Annotated in this window: 22 protein-coding genes and 1 pseudogene; 18 read left to right on the top strand and 5 right to left on the bottom strand. The window is 68.4% G+C overall.

All coding sequences use genetic code 11. The features are described from left to right. Positions 1 to 2 precede the first annotated feature (2 nt). From O9271_RS14170 to O9271_RS14155, 4 genes are all read left to right on the top strand, one after another. Positions 3 to 566: an outer membrane beta-barrel protein gene (locus O9271_RS14170; RefSeq protein ID WP_298270949.1), complete on the top strand. Its 564-nt coding sequence runs from the start codon at positions 3 to 5 to the stop codon at positions 564 to 566. A gap of 133 nt (positions 567 to 699) precedes the next feature. Beyond that, the gene (locus O9271_RS14165; protein ID WP_298270947.1) at positions 700 to 1,998 is read left to right on the top strand and encodes an NAD(P)/FAD-dependent oxidoreductase; all 1,299 of its coding nucleotides are present in this window, start codon (positions 700 to 702) and stop codon (positions 1,996 to 1,998) included. A gap of 20 nt (positions 1,999 to 2,018) precedes the next feature. After that, positions 2,019 to 2,633 carry a hypothetical protein gene (locus tag O9271_RS14160; protein ID WP_298270945.1) on the top strand — a complete coding sequence of 205 codons (615 nt, stop codon included), beginning with the start codon at positions 2,019 to 2,021 and terminating at the stop codon, positions 2,631 to 2,633. Positions 2,634 to 2,653: 20 nt separating this feature from the next. After that, complete coding sequence (locus O9271_RS14155; protein WP_298270943.1) at positions 2,654 to 3,193, top strand: hypothetical protein; 540 nt, start codon at positions 2,654 to 2,656, stop codon at positions 3,191 to 3,193. Positions 3,194 to 3,237: 44 nt separating this feature from the next. Here O9271_RS14155 and O9271_RS14150 read toward each other — a convergent pair whose 3' ends face one another. The 3 genes from O9271_RS14150 to argR form a co-directional block, all read right to left on the bottom strand. Then, entirely contained in the window at positions 3,238 to 3,927 is a 690-nt protein-coding gene (locus O9271_RS14150) for an HAD family phosphatase (protein ID WP_298270942.1), read from the bottom strand. After that, positions 3,924 to 5,321: an argininosuccinate lyase gene (argH, locus tag O9271_RS14145; protein ID WP_298270940.1), complete on the bottom strand. Its 1,398-nt coding sequence runs from the start codon at positions 5,319 to 5,321 to the stop codon at positions 3,924 to 3,926. Before argH ends, O9271_RS14150 begins: the two co-directional genes overlap by 4 nt. Before the next feature lie 255 nt (positions 5,322 to 5,576). After that, positions 5,577 to 6,050 (bottom strand): arginine repressor, encoded by a 474-nt coding sequence (argR, locus tag O9271_RS14140; protein ID WP_298270938.1) that lies wholly within the window; start codon positions 6,048 to 6,050, stop codon positions 5,577 to 5,579. Between the two features lie 173 nt (positions 6,051 to 6,223). On the opposite strand from argR, the gene argC reads away from it, so the two are divergent. From argC to O9271_RS14085, 12 genes and pseudogenes are all read left to right on the top strand, one after another. Further along, entirely contained in the window at positions 6,224 to 7,243 is a 1,020-nt protein-coding gene (gene argC / locus O9271_RS14135; RefSeq protein WP_298270935.1) for an N-acetyl-gamma-glutamyl-phosphate reductase, read from the top strand. A 304-nt stretch (positions 7,244 to 7,547) separates the two neighbouring features. Further along, entirely contained in the window at positions 7,548 to 8,324 is a 777-nt protein-coding gene (gene argB, locus O9271_RS14130) for an acetylglutamate kinase (protein ID WP_298270933.1), read from the top strand. Positions 8,325 to 8,329: 5 nt separating this feature from the next. After that, positions 8,330 to 9,550 carry an acetylornithine/succinylornithine family transaminase gene (locus tag O9271_RS14125; protein WP_298270930.1) on the top strand — a complete coding sequence of 407 codons (1,221 nt, stop codon included), beginning with the start codon at positions 8,330 to 8,332 and terminating at the stop codon, positions 9,548 to 9,550. 114 nt (positions 9,551 to 9,664) lie between these two features. After that, complete coding sequence (locus O9271_RS14120; RefSeq protein ID WP_298270927.1) at positions 9,665 to 10,312, top strand: FMN-binding negative transcriptional regulator; 648 nt, start codon at positions 9,665 to 9,667, stop codon at positions 10,310 to 10,312. Positions 10,313 to 10,637: 325 nt separating this feature from the next. Then, positions 10,638 to 12,242, top strand: coding sequence for an alkaline phosphatase family protein (locus tag O9271_RS14115; protein WP_298270925.1), 1,605 nt, complete (start codon positions 10,638 to 10,640; stop codon positions 12,240 to 12,242). A 67-nt stretch (positions 12,243 to 12,309) separates the two neighbouring features. Beyond that, positions 12,310 to 12,900, top strand: a complete 591-nt coding sequence (locus O9271_RS14110) for a hypothetical protein (RefSeq protein WP_298270922.1) — start codon at positions 12,310 to 12,312, stop codon at positions 12,898 to 12,900. A 79-nt stretch (positions 12,901 to 12,979) separates the two neighbouring features. Further along, positions 12,980 to 15,115, top strand: a complete 2,136-nt coding sequence (locus tag O9271_RS14105) for a M20/M25/M40 family metallo-hydrolase (protein ID WP_298270920.1) — start codon at positions 12,980 to 12,982, stop codon at positions 15,113 to 15,115. Between the two features lie 41 nt (positions 15,116 to 15,156). Next, a complete protein-coding gene (locus O9271_RS14100; RefSeq protein WP_298270918.1) occupies positions 15,157 to 15,477 on the top strand; it encodes a rhodanese-like domain-containing protein in 321 nt (106 codons plus the stop codon). A 15-nt stretch (positions 15,478 to 15,492) separates the two neighbouring features. Then, positions 15,493 to 16,383, top strand: coding sequence for an alpha/beta fold hydrolase (locus O9271_RS14095; RefSeq protein WP_298270916.1), 891 nt, complete (start codon positions 15,493 to 15,495; stop codon positions 16,381 to 16,383). Positions 16,384 to 16,498: 115 nt separating this feature from the next. Further along, positions 16,499 to 16,633 (top strand): annotated as a pseudogene (locus tag O9271_RS18475) (NAD(P)(+) transhydrogenase (Re/Si-specific) subunit beta); the annotation flags it as partial. A gap of 118 nt (positions 16,634 to 16,751) precedes the next feature. Further along, positions 16,752 to 17,525: a fatty acid desaturase gene (locus O9271_RS14090; protein ID WP_298270915.1), complete on the top strand. Its 774-nt coding sequence runs from the start codon at positions 16,752 to 16,754 to the stop codon at positions 17,523 to 17,525. Positions 17,526 to 17,527: 2 nt separating this feature from the next. Beyond that, positions 17,528 to 17,806, top strand: coding sequence for an oxidative damage protection protein (locus tag O9271_RS14085; protein WP_298270912.1), 279 nt, complete (start codon positions 17,528 to 17,530; stop codon positions 17,804 to 17,806). A gap of 199 nt (positions 17,807 to 18,005) precedes the next feature. Here the strand turns inward: O9271_RS14085 and O9271_RS14080 are convergent, their stop codons facing one another. After that, positions 18,006 to 18,215 (bottom strand): hypothetical protein, encoded by a 210-nt coding sequence (locus O9271_RS14080; RefSeq protein WP_298270909.1) that lies wholly within the window; start codon positions 18,213 to 18,215, stop codon positions 18,006 to 18,008. A 305-nt stretch (positions 18,216 to 18,520) separates the two neighbouring features. Here O9271_RS14080 and O9271_RS14075 point away from each other — a divergent pair, with 305 nt between their 5' ends. Continuing rightward, positions 18,521 to 19,048 (top strand): MarR family transcriptional regulator, encoded by a 528-nt coding sequence (locus tag O9271_RS14075; protein WP_298270906.1) that lies wholly within the window; start codon positions 18,521 to 18,523, stop codon positions 19,046 to 19,048. 108 nt (positions 19,049 to 19,156) lie between these two features. Next, positions 19,157 to 19,669 carry a YceI family protein gene (locus O9271_RS14070; RefSeq protein ID WP_298270904.1) on the top strand — a complete coding sequence of 171 codons (513 nt, stop codon included), beginning with the start codon at positions 19,157 to 19,159 and terminating at the stop codon, positions 19,667 to 19,669. A 190-nt stretch (positions 19,670 to 19,859) separates the two neighbouring features. Here O9271_RS14070 and O9271_RS14065 read toward each other — a convergent pair whose 3' ends face one another. Continuing rightward, positions 19,860 to 20,954 carry a hypothetical protein gene (locus O9271_RS14065; protein WP_298270901.1) on the bottom strand — a complete coding sequence of 365 codons (1,095 nt, stop codon included), beginning with the start codon at positions 20,952 to 20,954 and terminating at the stop codon, positions 19,860 to 19,862. Positions 20,955 to 21,112 lie beyond the last annotated feature (158 nt).

The following is a 21,112-nucleotide window of genomic DNA, read 5'->3' as shown; positions in this document are numbered from 1 at the left end:
TCATGAAGCATGCACTGCGGACCTGTGCATTGATCGCGGCCGTCATGGGCCCGGCAACCCTGCCTGCCCAATCGACCGAGCGCTCGGTGAGCGTTGGCGTGAGTGGCGGCCTGTCGCTGCCCATGGGGGATCTGGGCGACGTCGCGAACTCCGGGTACAACCTCACCGGGCACCTGTTCTTCAAGCCGGCGGCGCTGCCGTCGGTGCGCCTCCGGGCCGATGTGAGCTACGACCGGTGGGACTATCGGAATATCGTGCGCTCCGCGGGTGCTGAGCAGACCCTCGGCTTCGTGGGGAACGTGGTATACGACTTCCCCAAGGCGTCCTCGTCGATGCTCCGGCCCTATGTGCTGGGCGGCCTGGGTCTCTTCAGAGTCAGGACGTCGATAACGCGCTCCGGCGGGGCCGTTGGCCCCGTCGACAGCAATCTTGGTCTCCAGGTGGGTGGCGGCCTTACCTTCCAGCTGTCGGACTTCTCCACCTTTGCCGAAGCGCGCTTCGTGAACGTGTTTGGCGACGGGGGCAGTTCGCGGTACGTGCCGATCACGTTCGGGGTGCGGTTCTGATGTAGGGAAGGCCGTTCCGGAACGCGTCGGACGCCGTAGTGGATGGGCTGTGTCGGCGGTTCGGCTGGCCCAACGCCTGTCGGGCGCCACGAGACCGTGGCGTCCGGCGAAGTCAGTCGTGCACTTTGCAGGCATGCGTGCTCCCAACGGGAATCCCATCGTCATCGTCGGCGCCGGCGTGGCCGGACTGGTCGCGGCCATCGACCTGCAGGCCGCCGGGCGCGCGGTGCTCGTCCTCGATGCCGCCCCCGAGGTGGGCGGACGCGTGCGCACGAGCCGGCACGACGGGCTCATTATCGATCACGGGTTTCAGGTGCTGTTCACGGCGTACCCCACGCTGCGCCGGTATCTGGACTTCGAACGGCTGGCGCTGCGGAAGTTCCTCCCGGCGGCGCGTATTGCGCGCGCCGGGCACGTCTCGCTCATTGGTGATGCGCTGGCCGACCCGGGGCTGCTGCTCGACACCATCTTCGCGCGCGCCATTGGCGTGGGGGACAAGCTGCGCCTGCTCGCGCTGCGCCGCTTCGCCCAGCAGCTCAGCATCGACGACTGCTTCGGCCCGCGCTTCGCCGGCATCAGCACACGTGATTTCCTCGCGGCGCGCGGGTTCGGGACGCCGGTGATCGACGGTTTCTTTGCGCCGTTCTACGGTGGCATCCTGCTCGATCGCACGCTCGCCACCAGCGCCAGCATCCTGCTCTTCACCTTCAAGATGCTGGCCGACGGCGACACGGTGATTCCGGCTGGTGGCATCGGGGCGCTTACGCAGCAGATGGCAGCGCGGCTCACGCCCGGCAGCGTGCGTACCCGCACGGCGGTGCGCGCGCTGACGGTAACGGCCGGACGAGTGAGCGGCGTCCAGCTGGAGGATGCCACCACGATCGAAGCCGCGCAGGTGGTGCTCGCCACCGACGCCCCGGCCGCCGCCACGCTGGCGCAGACGGTGGGGCTGTCGCTCCCCGAGCCTACGGGCGCCCGCGGCTGCACCACGCTGTACTTCACGGCCCGCACTTCGCCCATTCCCGGCAAGGCGCTGTGGCTCAACGCCAACCCGCAGGCCGTGCTCTCGCACGCGGTGACGCTCACCGACGTCGCGCCCGAGTACGCCTCGCAGGGGCGCACGCTCATCGCCGCTACCGCGGTAGGGGCGGCCGCCGATCTCGACGACGCGACACTCGACGCGGCAGCGCGCCGCGAACTGGCGCGCATGGGGGGCGTCTCCCCCGACGCCCTGGCGCTCGATCGGGTGGCACTGTGGCGCGTGCCCTACGCGCAGTACGAGCAGTCCCCCGGGTGGCGGGAACAACGCCCCCGCATTGCGTGTGGTATCCAGGGGCTCTGGCGCGCCAGCGAAACCCTGCACTCCAGCTCACTCGAAGGCGCCGCACGGGGCGGCGAGATGGCCGCCAAGGCCATCCTGCACGCCACGTGATTCTCCAGTCCTCATCAATCATGCGTTCTGCCTTCCGCCCGGTGCGCGCCACGGTGGGCACCCTGTCCGCCCTGCTGGTGCCTTTGCTGCTCGCCCCGGCCTCTCTCGTCGCGCAGGGCACGCTGCGCGAGCAGTCCGCCAATCTCCCCGGTGGTGCGCCGCGCCAGATCATCGCCATCAACCCGTTCATGCCGCTCGCCGGGTTCTTCCAGGGTGAGTACGAGCGCAAGCTGCGCGATAACACGAGCGTGGCCATCGGCGCGTCGTATGTGCCATGGAACCGCAATGTGCTGAACGCCGACATCAAGCTGCGGCTCTATCCGCAGGATCGCGCGCTCGAGGGGTTGGGGCTCGCCGCCGGCGTGGGGCTGGGGCGCACCCAGCAGGCCGACTCCTTTGGCGCCTGTGCGCCGATCAACTGCGTGCCACCAGTCTTCGCCGGCGCGCAGGTCACCGCCCCCACGTTCTCCGTGGAGGCACAGTACCAGTGGCTGCTTGGCCGCACCCGCGCCACGGCGGTCACGGTGGGAGGTGGCGTCAAGCGCTACTTCTTCAGTGAGGCCGACGTGCGGGAACGCGACATCAGCCGCGTGCTTCCCACGGGGCGGCTCACCATTGGCTGGGCGTTCCGGTGAGGCGGGCCGCCACGCGAGCCGTGACCTGCGCCGTGGCGGCGCTGCTGCTCCGTGCCGATGTGCTGCCGGCGCAGGGGCCCACGCGCATCATCTCGGTCAACCCGTTCCTGCCGCTCGCCGGGTCCTTCCAGGGCGAGTTCGAATCGCGACTGCGCGAGAACCTGTCCGTGGCCGTGGCGGCGTCGTATCTCGCGCCGGGCGACAATGACGATGATCGATTCGCCAACGCCGACGTGAAGCTGCGCCTCTATCCGTCGGAGCGGGCCCTGCAGGGGCTCGGCATTGCCGCCGGCGTGGGCGTGGGGCGTCAATCCACGGTGAACTTCGTGGACTGCGTTGGCTTCAGTCCGTGCACCTATCGGCGCCGCAGCGCCACCTCACCCACCTTCTCGGTGGAGATGCAGTACCAGTGGCTGCTCGGCAAGCAGCGCAACACGGCGGTGACTGTGGGCGGCGGCGCGCGGCGCTACTTCCTGCTCGAGGACTCGCCGACCGGCTTCGACCAGTTCAACGACTACATGCCCACACTGCGTCTGACGATCGGCTACGCCTTTCGCTGACGGCTGGCGGGCGGTGACGTGGAACACGCGCCGCTGCAGGGGCATTACGACGCGATCAGCGGCAACAGCTCGCGCAGCTGGTCTACCGTATGTACTGCCCCCGCGGCGAGAAGGCGATCAGGGGCCACCAACTCGGCGTAGCCAATGACGGTCATGCCGGCGGCGTGTGCGCCCTGCACACCCAGCGGGCTGTCTTCCACCACGATCGTCCGCACCGGCTCGAATCCCAGCGCCTCGGCCGCGTGCAGGAAGAGATCGGGCGCCGGCTTGGGACGTGCCACATCCACGGCGCTGAAGCGACGGCCGTCGAAGCGCGCCAGCAGCCCCGTGGCGCCCAGCGTGGTGCGCATCTTCTCGTGTTCGCCATTGCTGGCCACGCCGTACCCAATGCCCGCGGCATCGAGCGCATCGAGCAGCGCCACGATGCCCTCGACCGGGGTGACCTCGCGGGCCAGGGCCACCTTCACCTCGTCGTAGAAGCGCGCGAGCAACGTGTCGGGCGGGCGGTGCCCCAGCTGCTCGGTCACGATCTCCAGGCAGCGGCCCATGCTGTTGCCCAGGTAGGTGGCGAGCGACTGCTCGGTGGTGGTGGGGAGGCCGATACCCGTGAGTAGCCCGGCCCACACGCGGCTGGTAATGCGCTCGCTGTCCACGAGCACGCCATCGCAGTCGAAGATGATGCCGTCGTAGTGGTGTCCGCGAAAGCGCAGGGCGGTGCCGCCGGCGCCCGTCACAAAGCCGGGGCCGCGAGCGCCGCGTGCGCCTGGGCGATTTGCGCCCGCACGGCCTCGGGCCCGGTGCCGCCGGCGATGTTGCGCGCGGCCAGCGACGCTTCGGCGCCGAGGGCATCGCGTGCATCATCACCGAAGAGCGCGTGGGCCTTGCTGAACGCGTCGACCGGCAGTTCGGTCATCTCGATGCCCGCTTCTTCCGCCTGGCGCACGAGCGACCCCACCGCGCCGTGCGCTTCACGGAAGGTCGCCCCCTTCTTGACCAGATAGTCGGCCAGGTCGGTGGCCATCATGGCGCTGCTCACGGCGGCGCGCATGCGGCCGCGATCGAAGCGCAGCTCGCTGATGGCCCCGGCCATGGCCGGCAGCACCAGGTGCAGCAGGTCCACGGCGTTGAACAGTGCGCGCTTGTCGTCCTGGAGGTCCTTGCTGTAGCCGCTGGGCAGCCCCTTGATCGTGCCCAGCAGCGACACAAGGTCGCCCAGCACGCGGGCGCCACTGCCACGCGCCAGCTCGAAGACGTCCGGATTGCGCTTCTGCGGCATCATGCTGCTGCCGGTGCTGAAGCCATCGCCGAACTTCACGAAGCCGAACTCGCTCGACCCGTACACGATGAGATCTTCGGCAATACGCGAGCAGTGCACGGCCGTGAGGGTGCACACGAAGAGCGTCTCCGCCACGAAGTCGCGGTCCCCGGTGGCATCGATACTGTTGGGGGAGATGCTCGCGAACTCGAGTTCGTCGCGCAGCACGTTTCGCGGCACCGGGAAGGCCGAGCCGGCAATGGCGCCGGAGCCGAGCGGTAGCACCGCGGCGTTGCGCAGCGCGTTGGCCAGACGCACGCGGTCGCGCTCGAGAGGCCAGAAGTGCGACAGCAGCCAGTGCGCGCCACTCACCGGCTGGGCGCGCTGCAGGTGGGTATACGCCGGCAGGATGGCGTCGGCGATGGACTCGGCCTGCGAGAGCAACGCCTGCTGCAGCTCGCGAATCGCCGCGTCGAGCTTGCGGCAGGCGTCCATGGTCCAGAGGCGCGATGCCGTGGCCACCTGGTCATTGCGGGAGCGCCCGGTGTGCAGCTTGGAAGCCACGGAACCCGCCTCGTCATGCAGCAGGCGGTCGATCATGGTGTGGATGTCCTCATCGGTCGCGATGGGCGGCGCGCCGTCGGCAATGCGCATGGCCACACGATCGAGACCGGCCCGGAGCTGCTCGGCTTCCTGGGCCGTGAAGACGCCCGCTTGGCTCAGGGCCAACGCCCACGCCTTGGAGAGACGGATATCGTGCGGCCAGAGGCGGAAGTCGGTGCCGATGGAGCGATTGATGGCGTCGAGCAGAGGCGACGGGCCGCCGGCGAAGCGACCGCCCCAGAGCTTATGCGTACCGGAGTCGTTGGACATCAGAATTGAGATGATGAGAGATCAGAACAACTGAGCAGTTTTGGGGAGCGGGTTCAAGGGAGGTTCGGGGGAGGGGAGATCGCGTGGGCGGCAGGACGGCTGGCCTCTCGCGCACGGCGGAGAGTTCCCAGTTCGTAGTGATAGGCTTCAGTCGTCAGTGCCAACGCGTGGGCACACTGAGCACTGACCACTACAACTGCGAACTACAAACTTCCTGCCCCCACGCGAAGCCAGCCCTCTCGCCCACCCGCGACGTCAGCCCCGGATGTACGCCCCGAGCTTGCGCAGCACTCGCTCCCGCCCCTCCTCACTGCGGCAGATGATCAGCACCGTGTCGTCGCCGGCAATGGTGCCGGCCACGTCGGGCCACTCGAGCTGGTCGAGCACTTCGGCCACCGGCTGCGCGCCGCTTTTCATGGTGCGTGCCACCACCAGCACCTGCACCCCTTCCACGCCGGTGAGCAGTTCGGGGAGCATGCGTTCGAGCCGGGCGAGTGCTTCGGCCTTGGCGCCACTACTGTTGCCGCTCTCGGGGAAGGCGTAACGCGCACGCCCCTGACTGTCGGGGATGCGGGCGAGGCGCAGCTCGCGCAGGTCGCGCGACAGGGTGGACTGCGTCACATCCCACCCGCGCGTGGCGAGCTGGCGGCGCAATTCCTCCTGGCTGGCCACGGTCCGGGCGGTGACGATGTCGCGGATGACGGCGTGGCGGTCGTGTTTGTCGCTCACTCGAAATGCTCGTTCGGGAGGCGCGGAGCAGGGGAGGCGCGGGGGCTGCCTCCGGGCTGCTCCAGCGGTAACCGGAGACACCGGCGGCCGATTGACAGTGCCGGTGTGAGAAATTATGCATTAACTCTGCATAAATCGTCGCATCGAATCAACCGTCTTCCGTTCCTGCTTTCGTGCCCGAGTCTTCTGCTCTTCCGACCTATCGCGTGGGTGTGCTGGGCGCGTCCGGCTACTCCGGGCGTGAGCTGTGCGCGCTTGTGCTGGGGCATCCGCAGCTGGCACTGGCCTTCGCCACGGCCAACAGCCAGCGCGGTACCACGCTGCGCGTGCGCGCCAACGGCCGCGTGCACGAGGTGCCGCTGGTGGCCCCGGAGGCCGCCGATCTGGCGGGTGTGGACCTCGTCTTCGCGGCGCTGCCGCATGGTGCGAGTGCGGAGTGGATTGCCCGGGTGATTGCGGCGGGCACCAAGGTGGTGGACCTGTCGAGCGATCTGCGCCCGGGGCACGGCGGCGTCGGTCACGATCTGCCCGCGGGGGTGCCGCACGATGCCCCGTATGGCATGCCGGAGCTGTTCCGGGCCGATGTAGAGGGCGCGCGCGTGGTGGCAAACCCCGGCTGCTACGCCACGAGCATCCTCGTGGCGCTCGCGCCGCTGGCCAAGGCCGGGCTCATCGCCCCCGGCGGCACGGTGAGCATTGCCGCCGCGAGCGGCGTGAGCGGTGCCGGCGCCAGCCCCAAGCTGGAGCTGCTCTTCGCCGAGGTGACCGAAGACTTCCGTGCCTACGGCGTGGGGAACGCGCATCGGCACCTCTTCGAGATGCGCGCCACCATGCAGCGCCTGGGCGCCGACTGCGACCTGCTGTTCACGCCGCACCTGCTGCCGGTGGATCGCGGCATCCTCAGCACCATCACCGTGCCGCTGTCGCGGCCGCTGGCCGACGCGCTGGAGCCGTATCGCCGCGCCTACGCCAACGAGCCGTTCGTGGAGCTCACCAGCGCCTTGCCGAGCCTCGCCGACGTGCAGCATCGCAACGTGGTGCGCATTGGGGCGGTGCTGCCCACCGGCATGCGACAGCCCACGTTGCTGGTGTTCAGCGCCATCGACAATCTGGTGAAGGGCGCGGCGGGGCAGGCGGTGCAGAACGCGAACCTCATGCTGGGGCTGGACGAGGCCTCTGGGCTTCAGATGTAGGGGTGAGCGACAAACTGCAGACGGCAGACGGCAGGAACGACAGCACGCAGAACGGCAGGAAATCGGTAGCATATTCGGGCGCGGCCGCTTCGCGGCGCACCCGATAGCCTGTCGGGGTCGTGGTTGTGGTCTCGGCCCTGACCGGTCACCCCAACCCGCCGTGTGCTGCAATCGAAGCCGCGCGCAGCGCCGGCTTCGCCAAGGTCCTCCGCATTCCTCCCGTTCTGCTCACTGTAGTTCCTGCCGTCTGCCGTCTGCTTGAAGTCGCACACACCACACTCAGCCTCCACACCCGTACTCGTCCATGATCTGCATCAAGCTCGGCGGCCGCACCCAGAACGACCCGCTCCTCCCGCAGGCGATTGTCGCGCTCTGGCGCGCAACCGGCGGCAAGGTGGTGGTCGTGCATGGTGGTGGCGATCAGATCAGCGCGCTGCAGCGGCTGCGCGGGGAGGAGCCGGTGTTCATTGGCGGGCGCCGCGTCACCACCGACACCGCGCTGGAGCTGGTGCGCATGGTGCTGAGCGGTCTTGCCAACAAGCAGATGGTGAGCGCGCTCGTGGCGGCGGGAGCACCGGCGGTGGGGATCAGTGGCGAAGACGCGGCGCTGCTGCGCGCCACCCCCATCGACACGGCGCAGTTCGGCCACAGCGGCACGCCGGCGCTCGTGACCCCAGGTGTGGTGCACGCGCTGCTGCACGCCGGGTACCTGCCGGTCATCTCGCCGGTGGCCGCGCGTGCGCACGCCGGCGAGGCTGGTGCGTACAACGTGAACGGTGACGATGCAGCGGCCGCCATCGCGGCGGCCCTGGGTGCCACCGAACTCTTCCTGATGGCCGATGTGCCGGGGGTGCTCGATGGCGACAAGCAGCGCATCGCCACGCTCACGCTCGACGATGCCCGTGCGCTGGTGACCAGCGGCGTGGCTGGTGGCGGCATGGCCGCCAAGCTCGACGCCTGCGCGATGGCGCTGGCGGGTGGTGTGACCCGGGTGCGGATTGGGGATCTCGCCGCACTCTCCGTTCCCGCAGCGGGGACCGCGATCGTGGCGCGCGTGGACGCCACGGATACTTCCAGGTAGCTGCCATGACTTCGACGATGCTCCCGCCCGTGGCTTCGGCCTCCACGCCGACCGCCCCCGCTCCGCTGCCCGCCATTCTGGGCACGTACAAGCGACAGGCGCCGCTCTTCGTGCGAGGCGAGGGCGTCTACATGATCGACGAGACCGGGAAGCGCTATCTCGATTTCGTGGCCGGCATCGCCGTCACTTCACTGGGGCACAACGACCCGGGGGTGAACGCGGCCGTGCAGGAGGCGCTCGCGGCGGGGCTCATCCATACCTCCAATCTCTACCGCACGGCGCCGGGCGAGGCGCTCGCGCAGTGGTTCGTGGACCACTCGTTCGCGAGCAGCATCTTCTTCGCCAACTCCGGGGCCGAGGCCAACGAAGGGGCGTTCAAGTTCGCGCGGCGCTGGGCGCGCAGCACCGAGCATCCGTCGAAGCACGAAATCATCGCGGTGCGCGGCTCCTTTCATGGCCGCATGCCGGGCACGCTCGCGGCCACCGACCGGCCGGCGTACCGCTTGCCGTTCCGCCCGCTCATGGGGGGCGTGAGCATCGTCGAGCGCGATCTGGACGAGTTGCGCGCCGTGCTCGACCCCGAGACGGCGGCGGCGGTGATCGTGGAGCCCATTCAGGGCGAGGGCGGGGTGCGGGTGGTGGAGCCGGCGTTCCTGCGCGGGCTGCGCGAGCTCACGCGTGAGCGCAACGTGCTGCTCATCCTCGATGAGATTCAGTGCGGACTGGGCCGCACCGGGTCGTTCTTCGCGTACGAGCAGCTGGGTATCGAGCCCGACATGCTCACCATCGCGAAGCCGTTGGCGAACGGCTTGCCCATTGGGGCGATTCTCGTCAACGACAAGGTGGCGCGCGTGATGCAGCCGGGGGACCACGGGACCACCTTCGGCGGTGGCCCGCTGCTGGCGAACGTGGCGCACCACGTGGTGCAGCGGCTTTCCGACCCGGCGCTGCTGCAGCATGTCCGCGAAACCGGGGCGTGGTTCGGGGAGCAGCTGCAGGGCATCGCCGACCGCACCGGCGCCGTGCGCGCCATTCGCGGCAAGGGGCTCATGTGGGGCATGGATGTGCATGAGCCGGCCGCGGCCATCATTGCGCGGGCCTTCGACCGCGGGCTGCTGCTGGTGAGCGCCGGCGAGCACACGTTGCGCTTCCTGCCGCCGCTGGTGATCACGCAGGCGGAGCTGGCGGCGGGACTGGAGATACTGGAAGCGTCGATCACCGGGTGACCGATGTGGCGTCTGGCGGTGGTGTGGTTGGCTGGCGTCGTGGAACAGCGCCTCCTGCCCCCTGCCACCTGCCACCTGCCGCCTTTCTGAAGTCCCCCCACTCGTCCATCACCCATGTACATCCCCGCCCCCTTCCGCGAGTCCGACCGCGCCACGCTGTACGACTTCATGGCGGCGCATCCGCTGGCGGTGCTGGTCACGGCAGTCGAGGCTGCCGATGCCCCGTACGCCACGCACGTGCCGCTGCACCTCGACCGTGAGGCGGGGCTGTTGCGTGGGCATCTGGCGCGGGCCAATCCGCATGTGCGGCTGCTGCCGGCACCGGGCACCACCATGCCCGGTCTCGTGGTGTTCTCGGGCGTGGACCACTACGTCACACCATCCTGGTATGCGAGCAAGCAGGAGACGGGTCGGGTCGTGCCCACCTGGAACTACATCGCGGTGCACGTGCAAGGCACTGTCACCCTGCACGAGGATGTCGCGTGGCTGGAGACGCACCTGGCGCAACTCACCGATGTGCATGAGGCGGCGCAGGCGCATCCCTGGGCCATGCACGACGCCCCGCGCGAGTACCTCGAGGCACAGATGCGCGGGATCGTGGGCGTCACGGTTCGCATCGACGCGCTCGAGGGGAAGTACAAGCTGAGTCAGAACCGGTCGGATGCCGACATCGCTGGCGTGGTGCACGGACTGTCCGAGCTCGCGACCCATGCGGCGCGCGCGACGGCGGCGGAAGTGGCGCGACGGAAGCCCGCGCGCTGAACGGCGCGCCGGAACGTGCCGGCACGCACCGACGTGTGCGATATCCACGATGTCGCAATCTTTGCCGACCCTCTGTTGCATTTTGCGTTTCCGCACAATATTCACGGCGCCATCACGTGCCTCCGTGATCGGTGCGGCGTCCACGCGGTGCACTCGCGTGATGCAACCGCGAAGTGCACCAGCCTGCGTGGCTGATTCATCGGTGGTGGAGTCCCTGTCCTGGCGCGCCGATCCGGCGACGCGCACGAGGCCGGACGGGACACCGGTGATGTGCCAGTTGTGTACCGGCTTCAGGGCAGCGGCGCCCCCGCGCTAGATTTCGCGCATGTCCTCTCGCTCCCTCGCCGCCGCCCTCGCGCTCGCGCTGCCCACGGTCGTCGCCGCGCAGCCGACGCCGCGCCCCGCCAAGCCCACGCTGATCGTGCAGATCACGATCGACCAGCTGCGCCCCGACTACCTCGAGCGGTGGGCGCCGCAGTTCACCGGCGGCTTCAAGCGGTTCCTCACGCAGGGCGCGTTCTTCACGCAGGCGTTCCACGATCACGCCACCACCGAAACCGCGCCAGGGCACGCAACGCTCTGGTCGGGGCGCGTCCCCGCCAACACCGGCATCGTCATCAACGACCTCGGGGTGGCCGACGCGCAAACGCCGCTGCTGCTCGGGCGCGGCGGCGGCGCATCCCCGTGGCGCTTCCGGGGCAGCGCACTCTTCGACTGGATTCGGGCGCGCGACCAGTTCTCGCGGGCGCTCTCCGTCTCACGCAAGGATCGCGGCGCCATCCTGCCCCTCGGCAAGGCCAAGCAGCAGGTCTACTGGTACGGACTCGACGGGCGCTTCACCACGAGCCGCTACTACGCCGATACACTCCCCACGTGGGTGCAGCAGTTCAATGCGCGCGACGGTGCCGCCAAGTACCTCGGCCAGACGTGGAACCCGCTCCTCCCCGCCTCGGCGTACCCGGAGCGCGACAGCGTGGCCTACGAGCATGAAGGCAAGGACATCGCCTTCCCGCATACCCTGGGCACCGACCGGCGGCGCGGCCTCGATTCGCTGAGCTCCTTCCCCTGGATGGACGACTACACGGTGGACATGGCGCTGGCGGGCGTGGTGGCCATGGACCTCGGCAAGGGCCCCACCACCGACGTGCTGGCGGTGTCGCTCTCCACCACCGACGCCATCGGCCACGCCTGGGGTCCGGACTCCAAGGAGCTGCACGATCAGGTGCTGCGCGTCGATCGGCTGCTTGGTCGCTTCATCGATTCGCTCTACGCCATGCGCGACTCCACGCGCATCGTCTTTGCGCTGGGCGCCGATCACGGTGTGACGCCGTACCCCGAAGCGTCGTTCGCGGGCACCGACCCCAACCGCGGCCGGGTGGATGTGCGCCCGGTCATCGATGCGGTGCGCAGCGCGCTGGTGGCCCGCGGACTCGAAACCGATGCGCTCGTCTATCAGGACAAGATGGTCATGGTGGACCGCCGCCGATTTGCTGCCAAGGGGATCAACGCCGACTCGGTGATTACCGTGGTGCGCAGCGGGCTGCTCACGCTGCCGGGGATGGCCAGCGTGTATCGGGTGGCGGAACTCGCCCCCGCCGCGGCGCGGGGTGACAAGGTCGCGCGCCGCTGGCGCAACTCGTTGCCCACCGACATGCAGGTGGCCCTCACCGTCACCTTCAAGCCTGGCTACTACGTGTTCACCACGCGCTACGCCACGCACGGCATGCCCTACGATCTCGACGCCAAGATTCCCGTGCTGTTCCTGGGACCGGGGGTGAAGCCGGGGCGCTACGCCATGCCCATCCGTTCGGTGGACGTGGCGCCCACGTTGGCCGAACTGGCGCAGGTGGTGCCCATCGAGCGCATCGACGGCGTGGTGCTGACCCCGGTGCTCACCACGCGCCCCGGCACCCCCAGGGCGCGACGCTGACCACCCCGCTGCCCACGCGTCGCGCACATCCTGCGCACCAACGGCGTCCACACGGCGTTCACCTCGCATGACGAGCCTCGACCGCGCCTTCGACGAACTGCGTTTCGGCGGGCAGCGCACCCTCAACCTGCGGGCGCTGCAGCCGACGGCGCTGCAGGCCACCGCTCTCGCGGAACAGTGGTTGCGCGAGCAGCAGGTGCTCGGCGCCGACGAAGCGCTCGTGATCACGGGGCGCGGCAACAACAGTGTGGATGGGTACTCGCCGGTACGCGAAGCGATCGTGCGGCTGCTCCCCTCCCTGCGCCGACGCAACGTGATTGCGGGCTACGCCGAGCACACGCCGGGGTCTTTCGTCGTCACGTTTGCGCCGGTTACGGCACTCTTCGAGACGCCCAAGCGCCGCCGCGAGAAGCCGGCACCACCGCCGCGTCCCTCCAGTCTCCACGGGCTCGACGATGAGACGGTGCGGCAGCTGCGTGACGTGGCCGTGCTGTCGTTGGCCGTGCTGGGGGTAAACTCCCCCACGCGCGCGCAGCTGGAAGACGAAATGCTGCGCCAGTTCGCCGCGCTCACTGCGGCGCTGCCGGAGGGGGCCGATCGCGAGGCGCTGCTGCAGCAGGCGCTGCTGCGTGCAGCCGAGGAGTACGAGGCGGGCTGAGGACGCGGGACAGCGAGATGTCGCTGAAGGCCGTAGGATACGGGATATGCACCCGCCCCTTCATCCTTTCCGGCCCACCATGACGCGTGCCACCAGGAGTTCCCGCCTCATCACGACCGGTCTGGTGCTGGCCATGCCGGCACTCGCCCGACTCGAGGCACAGCCGCTGCCACCCATGCCCGGCTATGCACCGGCAACGGCGGCGGCGCAGCGACAGCTCGAGCAGGCCGCCATTGCCGGCCCGGTGGCCTCGCGGGCGCGCGCCCACTCGGCGGCGCTGTCGAAGGAACCGCACGTGGCGGGCACGCCGGCGCAGCAGCGCACCGCCGACTACGTCATGGCGCAGATGAAGGCGATGGGGCTCGACACGGAGCTGCGCAGCTACGCCGTGTGGCTGCCGCACGCCACGGCCGTGTCGGTCACCATCCTCGGCAGTGATCCGGTCACGCTCGATCTCACCGAGCCACCGGTGGCGGGCGATGCCGCGACGCAGCTGCCGCAGTACCTCACCGTGAACGGCTCGAGCGGTGCCGGGGTGGGTGAAGGGGAGGTGGTGTTCGTGAACTTCGGGCTCATCGAGGACTACGCCACACTCGATTCACTGGGCGTGAGCGTACAGGGCAAGGTGGTGCTCGCGCGCTACGGCCGCAGCTTCCGCGGCATCAAGGCGCGTGAGGCGCAGAAGCGCGGCGCCGTGGCGCTGCTCATCTACACGGACCCGCTCGACGACGGCTTCGTGACCGGCGATGTGTATCCCGAGGGACCCATGCGGCCGCTGCGCGGCGTGCAGCGGGGGAGTGTGTTCAACGGCACCGGCGATCCGCTTACGCCGGGCTATGCCAGCACGCCGGGGGCGCCGCGCCTCACCCCCGAGCAGACGACGCTGCCGCGCATTCCCGTCGTGCCCATCAGCGCCGCCAACGCGCAAACGATTCTCGCCGCCGTGCGCGGCACCGACATTCCGCGCAGCTGGCAGGGCGGCATGGCGCTGCGCTACCACGTGGGGCCCGGGCCGGTACGGCTGCGCGTGTCGGTCACCACCGATGCCGCCACCAACGGTACCAAGCAGATCCACAACACCCTCGGCTATCTGCGCGGCTCCGAGTTTCCCGATCAGTACGTGTACATTGGCGCGCATCGCGACTCGTGGGGGCCGGGGGCCGCCGACAATGTCAGCGGTACGGTGAGTGTGCTCGAGGCGGCGCACGCGCTCACCGACCTCGCCAGGAAAGGGCAGCGCCCCAAGCGCACCATCGTCTTCGCCACGTGGGACGCGGAGGAGTGGGGACTCATGGGGAGCACCGAGTACGTGGAAGACGACTCGCTGCGACTCAAGCGCGGCGCGGTGGCGTATCTCAATCAGGATGTGTCGGCGCAGGGGTCGCAGTTCGGCGGTGGCGGCAGCCCCAGCATGCGCGCCATCCTGCGTGATGTGGTGAAGAGCGTGCCCGACCCCAAGGGGCGCGGCTCCGTGTATCAGGCGTGGCGCCAGACCAGCGGCACGCGCGCGGATTCGCTCGAACCCAACATGGGAGACCCGGGGGGCGGCAGCGACTTCGCCGGCTTCTACAATCATTTCGGCATCCCCACCGCCGACTGGGGCTTCGGCGGTCCCGCCGGCACCTATCATTCGGCGTACGACACCTTCGCGTGGATGGAGCGCTTCGGCGATCCGGAGTTCCTCTATCATGCCGCCTCGGGGCGCATCGGCGCGGCGTTCGCGCTGCGCCTCGCCAACGCCGAGGTGCTGCCGTACGATTACGCGGAGTTTGCGCGCACGATGCGCCGCTATCTGACGCCGGTCGAGCGCGGCCTCGCGCAAAAGGGGTGGAGCAGCGCGCCGGTGGGTTCGCTCGCGTCGGCCATCACCACCCTCGAACGCGCCGCCGTGGCCTTTGCCGCGGCCCGGGACACGGCGCTGGCGGGCACGGTCAGCAAGGCGCAGCGCACCGCGGCCAACGCCGCACTGCTCACGGTCGAGCGCAGCTTCGCCCGCGACGGTGGCCTCAAGAGCCGGCCGTGGTATCGCACGCTCATTTACGCGTCGGATGTGGACAACGGGTATTCGAGCATGGTCTTCCCCGGCGTGAACGAGGCCATTCGCTACGGCACCGAGGCGGAGACGCAGGCCGAGGTTGCTGACCTCGTCGCGCGCTTCGAGGCGGCGGCGAAGGCGCTCGATACCGCGCGCGCGGCCCTGACCGCGAAGCGGTAAACGGCGAGCAGTTCAACAACACTCACTCACAAGGGTCGATCGTGGTCGAACACAAATCCGTTCAGGACATCGCTGGGCTGCTGAAGGGCGACAACCCGCCACACATCATCGACGTGCGTGAGCAGTGGGAGTGGGACATCGCCCACATCGCAGGCAGCACGCGCATTCCGCTTTCCACGCTGCCGGCGCAGGTGCACACGCTCGACACGTCGCGCACGTACGCGCTGCTCTGTCACCATGGCATGCGCAGCGAAATGGCCGCCAACTGGCTGGCCCAGCACGGCTTCTCGTCGCTCATCAACATCGACGGTGGCATCGATGCGTGGAGCCTCGATGTGGATCCGTCGCTTCCGCGCTACTGACGGGGCGCCTGCCTCATGCTGGCCGCCGCATCGGTAGTGCTGTCGGCGGCGCTCGGCGTGGCGCTCTGGCGGCGACAGGTTGCGCAGCGCTTCGAGGCTGCCGATGCCGCCCGTCGTCCGCGCAGTGCGCAGGGAGTGGTGATTGGTGGCGAGGCGTTCGCACTCGCCGGAACGAACGGGGCGGCGGTGCTGCTGCTGCACGGCTTCAACGACACCCCGCAGTCGATGCGCTACCTGGCGGCGCGCCTGCACGCCGCCGGCTACACCGTACAGGTGCCGCGACTTCCCGGCCACGGCTGTGCGTTGCCGGAGCTGGCCCGCGATGCACGGGCCGGCGCCTGGCAGCGGGCGGTGGCGGCCGAGTATGCGGTGCTGCGCGAGGGGCACGACGCTCTGTTCGTGTGCGGCCAGAGCATGGGCGGTGCGCTGGCCGTGTCGCTGGCCACCAGCCAGCCCGATGTGCGGGCGCTCGTGCTGCTGGCGCCCTTCATTGGGCTCGAGCCACAGCTCGGGTGGAAGTTTCGCCTCGCCCGCCTCAGTCCGGCCAAGTACCACCGCTCACCCGGCGCCGAACGGTCCATCCATGACCCCGAGGCGCGTCGTGCGGCGCTCGGTCCGGGCATTGTCACGGCTGGCGCGCTGCTGGCGCTGCGTACGGTGGCGCTGGCCGCCGAACGCGCCCTGGAGGCGCTCACGCTCCCCACGCTTTATATCCAGTCAGTGCACGATAATCGGATCACTGAAGACGCAGCACAGCGCCACTTTGCGGCAATTGGCGCGCGTGAGAAGTCGCAGCATTGGCTCTCCAACTCGGGGCACATCATCTCCGCCGACTACGACCGCGACGAGGTGGCGGATCGTGTTCAGGAGTGGTTTGCGCGCCACAGGTCCGGACCGGCCACGTGAGGTGAGATAGGGAACGACCGTATCGGGATTGTGGTTGCGCAACGGCCAACGCCCCGGCCCCTGCGCTGACAAGCGGCGGCCGGGGTTCCGTTGCATTCCGACTGGCCGGTGCGGCGTGATCGTGGCCGTGCAGGGATCGGCCGTCGGCGCCAGCGGGTTCATGTGGTCCATCGTGATGTCGACGGCGATGAACCGCTCGTTCGGCAACGTACTCTTCGGTGTCTTCGGCCGTGATGCGGTGGCGGCCAGCGCGAAGACAGCCGAAGGGGTGGTGACGAAGCCCCGCAGCGGCGAACGCCACGCGTCATTAAGTTCCCCCGTTGCCGCCACGCGGCGGCGTCGTGTGTTCAATAGTTCTGGAGCAGTACATGCCCGAGTTCGGAAGCTGGGCGAGCGACTGGTGGAAGCCGGTCGTCTTCGTTCTGGTGGCAGGCCACCTCACCAACATCTGCGTGACGCTGTTCCTGCATCGCTCGCAGACGCATCGCAGCGTGACGTTCCATTCGCTCGTCGAGATGCCCATGCGCGTGTGGCTGTGGCTCACCACCGCCACCAAGACCAAGGAGTGGGTGGCGTGCCACCGCAAGCATCATGCGTACGCCGATCGTGAGGGGGATCCGCACAGCCCGGTGGTGGAGGGGCTCCGCAACATCCTGCTCAAGGGGGCCTTCTACTACCGCAACGCGGTGCGGCAGCCGGGGATGCTGGAGAAGTACGGCAAGGGGACGCCCAACGACTGGCTGGAGCGGCACCTGCTCGACAAGCGCTCGAATCTGGGCATCTTCCTCATGCTCGCCATCAATATCTGGCTCTTCGGCTGGTTCATTGGCCCGGTGGTGTGGGGGATCCAGATGATCTGGATTCCCTTCTGGGCGGCGGGGATCGTCAATGGGGTGGGCCACGCACTGGGCTACCGCAACCATGACGTGAAGGACGACAGCCGCAACATCTCGCCGATCGCCATCATCATTGCCGGCGAAGAGCTGCACAACAATCACCACGCCGATCCGCACAGCGCGAAGTTCGCGCATCGCTGGTTCGAGTTCGATATCGGGTGGATGTACATCAAGCTGCTGTCGCTCTTCGGGCTCGCCGAAGTGAAATACGCGCGCGTCGGCGCGCATGTCCGCGTGGCGGAGTAATCATGGCCGATGTGACCTGTACCCGGTGCGGGACCACCCGCGAAGGCTTCGAACGTCCGCCGTTCCCCGGCGCCATCGGCGCGCGCGTTGTGGGGGAGATCTGCAAGGAGTGCTGGGGGCAATGGCTCAAGCAGCAGACCATGCTCATCAACCACTACGGGCTCAACGTCATGGACCCGCAGGCGCGCACGTTTCTCACCCGCAACATGGATGCCTTCCTGTTCAAGGCCGGCCAGAGCGACGACGTGGATACGAGCAAGCAGGGCACGATCACCTATTGAGTTCGTCCCTCCCCCGTTCTCCCGGTATCCGTTCCTTCGCCTCACCGACGGTGGGCGCGCGGAGAACGGGGTGCCGAACGCGAAACGCCCCCGCCGGAGTTGCTCGGCGGGGGCGTTTTCGTTCGCGGGTGGTGGACTCGTCGCGATGCGTCGGGTTGAGCAAGCGCCGGGGGAGCGGCGCCCTGAAGCTGCGAATCGCTCAGTTCACGCCAGCGATGTAGCGGGCCAACCGCCCGCAGCTGGTGCATTTGAGCGTCACGTGCGAATGCGGCTGCGGCGGGGCCTGGGCCGGATCGCGGGAAATCTGCCCCTCACAACTCGGGCAGCTCAGGGGCAGTCCGGTACGATCCGCTGCAATGAGATGCAGCGCCTGGGCCGGGTTGTACGTGTTCGGACGGGGCTTGCGCATCACGCCTCCAAACGGAAAGTGCGCGGCCAAATAGGGGAGTGCTGGCCCGCGATCGATAAGGTATATCCCCCTATTTTTTCGCAACACTACTCTAGGTACTTTTGCGGTAACAACTAACCAGTGTGTGCGGATAATGGCGGTTTTTCCCTAGGAACGTTCGGTCCACTATTTACTCGGACTGTGAGACTTGCACCGCCCAATGCTGGCGAGGTGACCGCTTATCCGGATTTTGTTCCCAACCGGCTGTTGGCCGCCCTCGTGGCACCCGCCCTTGCGCATTGCATCGTGTTCGTTGAGGCTTCCGCATGGCCACCACCGCCCGTCCCGCCCGCGGCTCGCGCTCGCTCAGCCAGCACCCGGAAGCGCACGAGCCGGCGCTCGATGAGCGCACCGCCGCCGCGCTGCGGTTGTGGGTGATCATGGCCCGCGCCCATACCGCGGTGGCGGCCCATGCTGCCGCTGACGTGTCGCGACAGGGGCTGACGCTGGCGGAGTTCGGCATTCTCGAGGCGCTCTATCACCGCGGGCCGATGCTGCTGGGCGAGGTCCAGAAGCGCATTCTCGTGTCGAGCGGCGGCATCACCTTCCTGGTGGACCGGCTGGTAGCCAAGGACCTCGTGGAGCGGCGCAGCTGCGAGTCCGATCGCCGGGCGCGCTATGCGGCGCTCACCCCCAAGGGGGTGGCGCTGGTGGCGGAAATCTTCCCGGCGCACGCCGCCGTGTTGGCGCGCGCCATGGAGGGGATCAGCATCGAGGAGCAGCAGCAGGTGGCCGACCTGTTGCGCGACATGGGGCGGCACGCGGCCATGCTGCCGGTGCCATACGACGACTGACCGATCGCGGTCGCGGTCCGGGCGCCCCCTTGACGGGGGCTTTCTTTTCTGTTTATTTCTCATAAGTGAGATAACCGCATCCAATTCAATCACCGCCGAGGCAATTCCATGCAGTGGGTCATCGATCCTGCACATAGCCAGATCCAGTTCTCCGTGAAGCACCTGGGCATTTCGACCGTGCGCGGCACCTTCGATCAGTTCAGCGGCACCATCACCGAAGAGAACGGGCAGGCCTCGTCGGTCACCGTCGACATCGACCTCGCCTCGCTGGATACCGGCAACGAGCAGCGCGACGGCCACCTGCGCAGCCCTGACTTCTTCGACATCGAGAACTATCCCAAGGCCACCTTCTCGCTCACGACGTTCGAGCGCGCCGGCGACGCAGTCACGGCCACCGGGGAGCTCACCATCCGCGGTATCACGAAGCCCGTCACTCTCACCGGCGACATCGGCGGCCCGGCCAAGGATCCGTGGGGCAACCAGAAGGTGTCGGCCACGCTCGAGACCAAGATCCCGCGCAAGGAGTGGGGATTGGTGTGGAACGTCGCGCTCGAGGCGGGCGGCGTGCTGGTCTCGGAAGACGTGAAGCTCTCGATCGATATCCAGGCGCAGCCTGCGTGAAGGTGGGCGGGGGCGACGCCCCCGCTTTTGTTGGGAAGGGAGGGGGCAGGGGGCAGGGGGCAGGGGGCAGGAAAAACAAAGTACGGGGCCGACGATGTCGGCCCCGTTTCCATTTCCCTTCTTGCCTTCTTCCTTCTTCCTCCTGCCCCCTGCCCCCTCCCTTTTCAACCAACGCGCGCTCCGCGCGCCCTCAATCCTTCCAGTCAGCCACGAACAGGTTCGTCTCCCCCGCCTTCGTCGCCCCGCGATTGCTCGCGAAGATCAGCTGCGTGCCGTTGGGCGAAAACATGGGGAAGCCGTCGAACTCGGGGTTGAAGGTGATCTGCTCCAGCCCCGTGCCGTCGAGCTTCACGGTGAACAGGTCGAAGTTGCGGCTGCGCGGGTTCTTGTGGTTGCTCGAGAAGATGATGCGCTGCCCGTCGGGGGTCCACGAGGGGCCGAAGTTGGCGCCGCCCAGGTTGGTGATGCGCCGCTGGTCGCTGCCGTCGGCGTTCATCACGTACAGCTCCATGCGGTTGGGGCGAATCATGCGCTTGGCCAGCAGATCCTTGTACGCCTGCAGATCCTTCTCGTTGTCGTAGTGCCACGCACGGTACACGATCTTCGTGCCGTCGGGACTCCACCACGGGCCGCCATCGTAGCCGGGCGTGGTCGTGAGCCGCTTCACGTCGCTCCCATCCACGTTCATCGTGTAGATGTCGAGATCGCCGTCCTTGAGGCTCGTGAACACGATGCGCTTGCCGTCGGGGCTCAGCACCCCTTCGGCCGTGTACACGCCGTAGTTCGTGAGTCGCTTCATGTTCTTGCCGTCGATGTCCGTGACGTAGATGTCGTACGGATCGATCCCCCACACGTACCCCGCGCTGGGGTCGGGCTTGGGCGGGCAGGCGCTGTCGGCGTGGTGGGTGGCGCCGAAGAACAGCTGCTTGCTCCCCGGCAGGAACCAGCCGCAGGTGGTCTTGCCACCGCGCGAGACCTTGGTGAGCCCTGTGCCGTCGGCGCGCATCACGTACTGCTGATCGCACGTCCGCCCGTCGCGCGTGCTCTGGAAGGTGATGTACTGCCCGTCGGCGCTGAAATACGCCTCGGCGTTCTCCCCGCCGTCGGTGAGCTGCGTGAGGCCGGTGAGATGCCGCTCGCCACTGTCGGCGGGAATGGCGCGACGCAGCGGCGCCTGCGCCGACGTGGCGACACCGGACTGGGAGCTGCTGCAGGCGGAGGCCACGGCTGCGGCGAGCACTGCCGTAAGTGCGGCCGTGCGACGGAAAGGGAGTGTGCTGGACATGGCGCGAACCCTACCGCGGGGAACGGAGGGGGGCAATCCGCAGAACTCCGGAGGCGCGGAGGCGCGGAGGAGGGGAGGCGCGGCGAAAACGGCTGGAAACGGCTGGGGTCGGAGGGAACGGGTGGGGTCGGAGGTGGGGTCGGAGGTGGGGTCGGAGG

The sequence above is a fragment of the Gemmatimonas sp. genome (assembly GCF_027531815.1).
Taxonomy (GTDB): Bacteria; Gemmatimonadota; Gemmatimonadetes; order Gemmatimonadales; family Gemmatimonadaceae; genus Gemmatimonas.
This window is presented reverse-complemented; position numbering and strand designations above follow the sequence as displayed.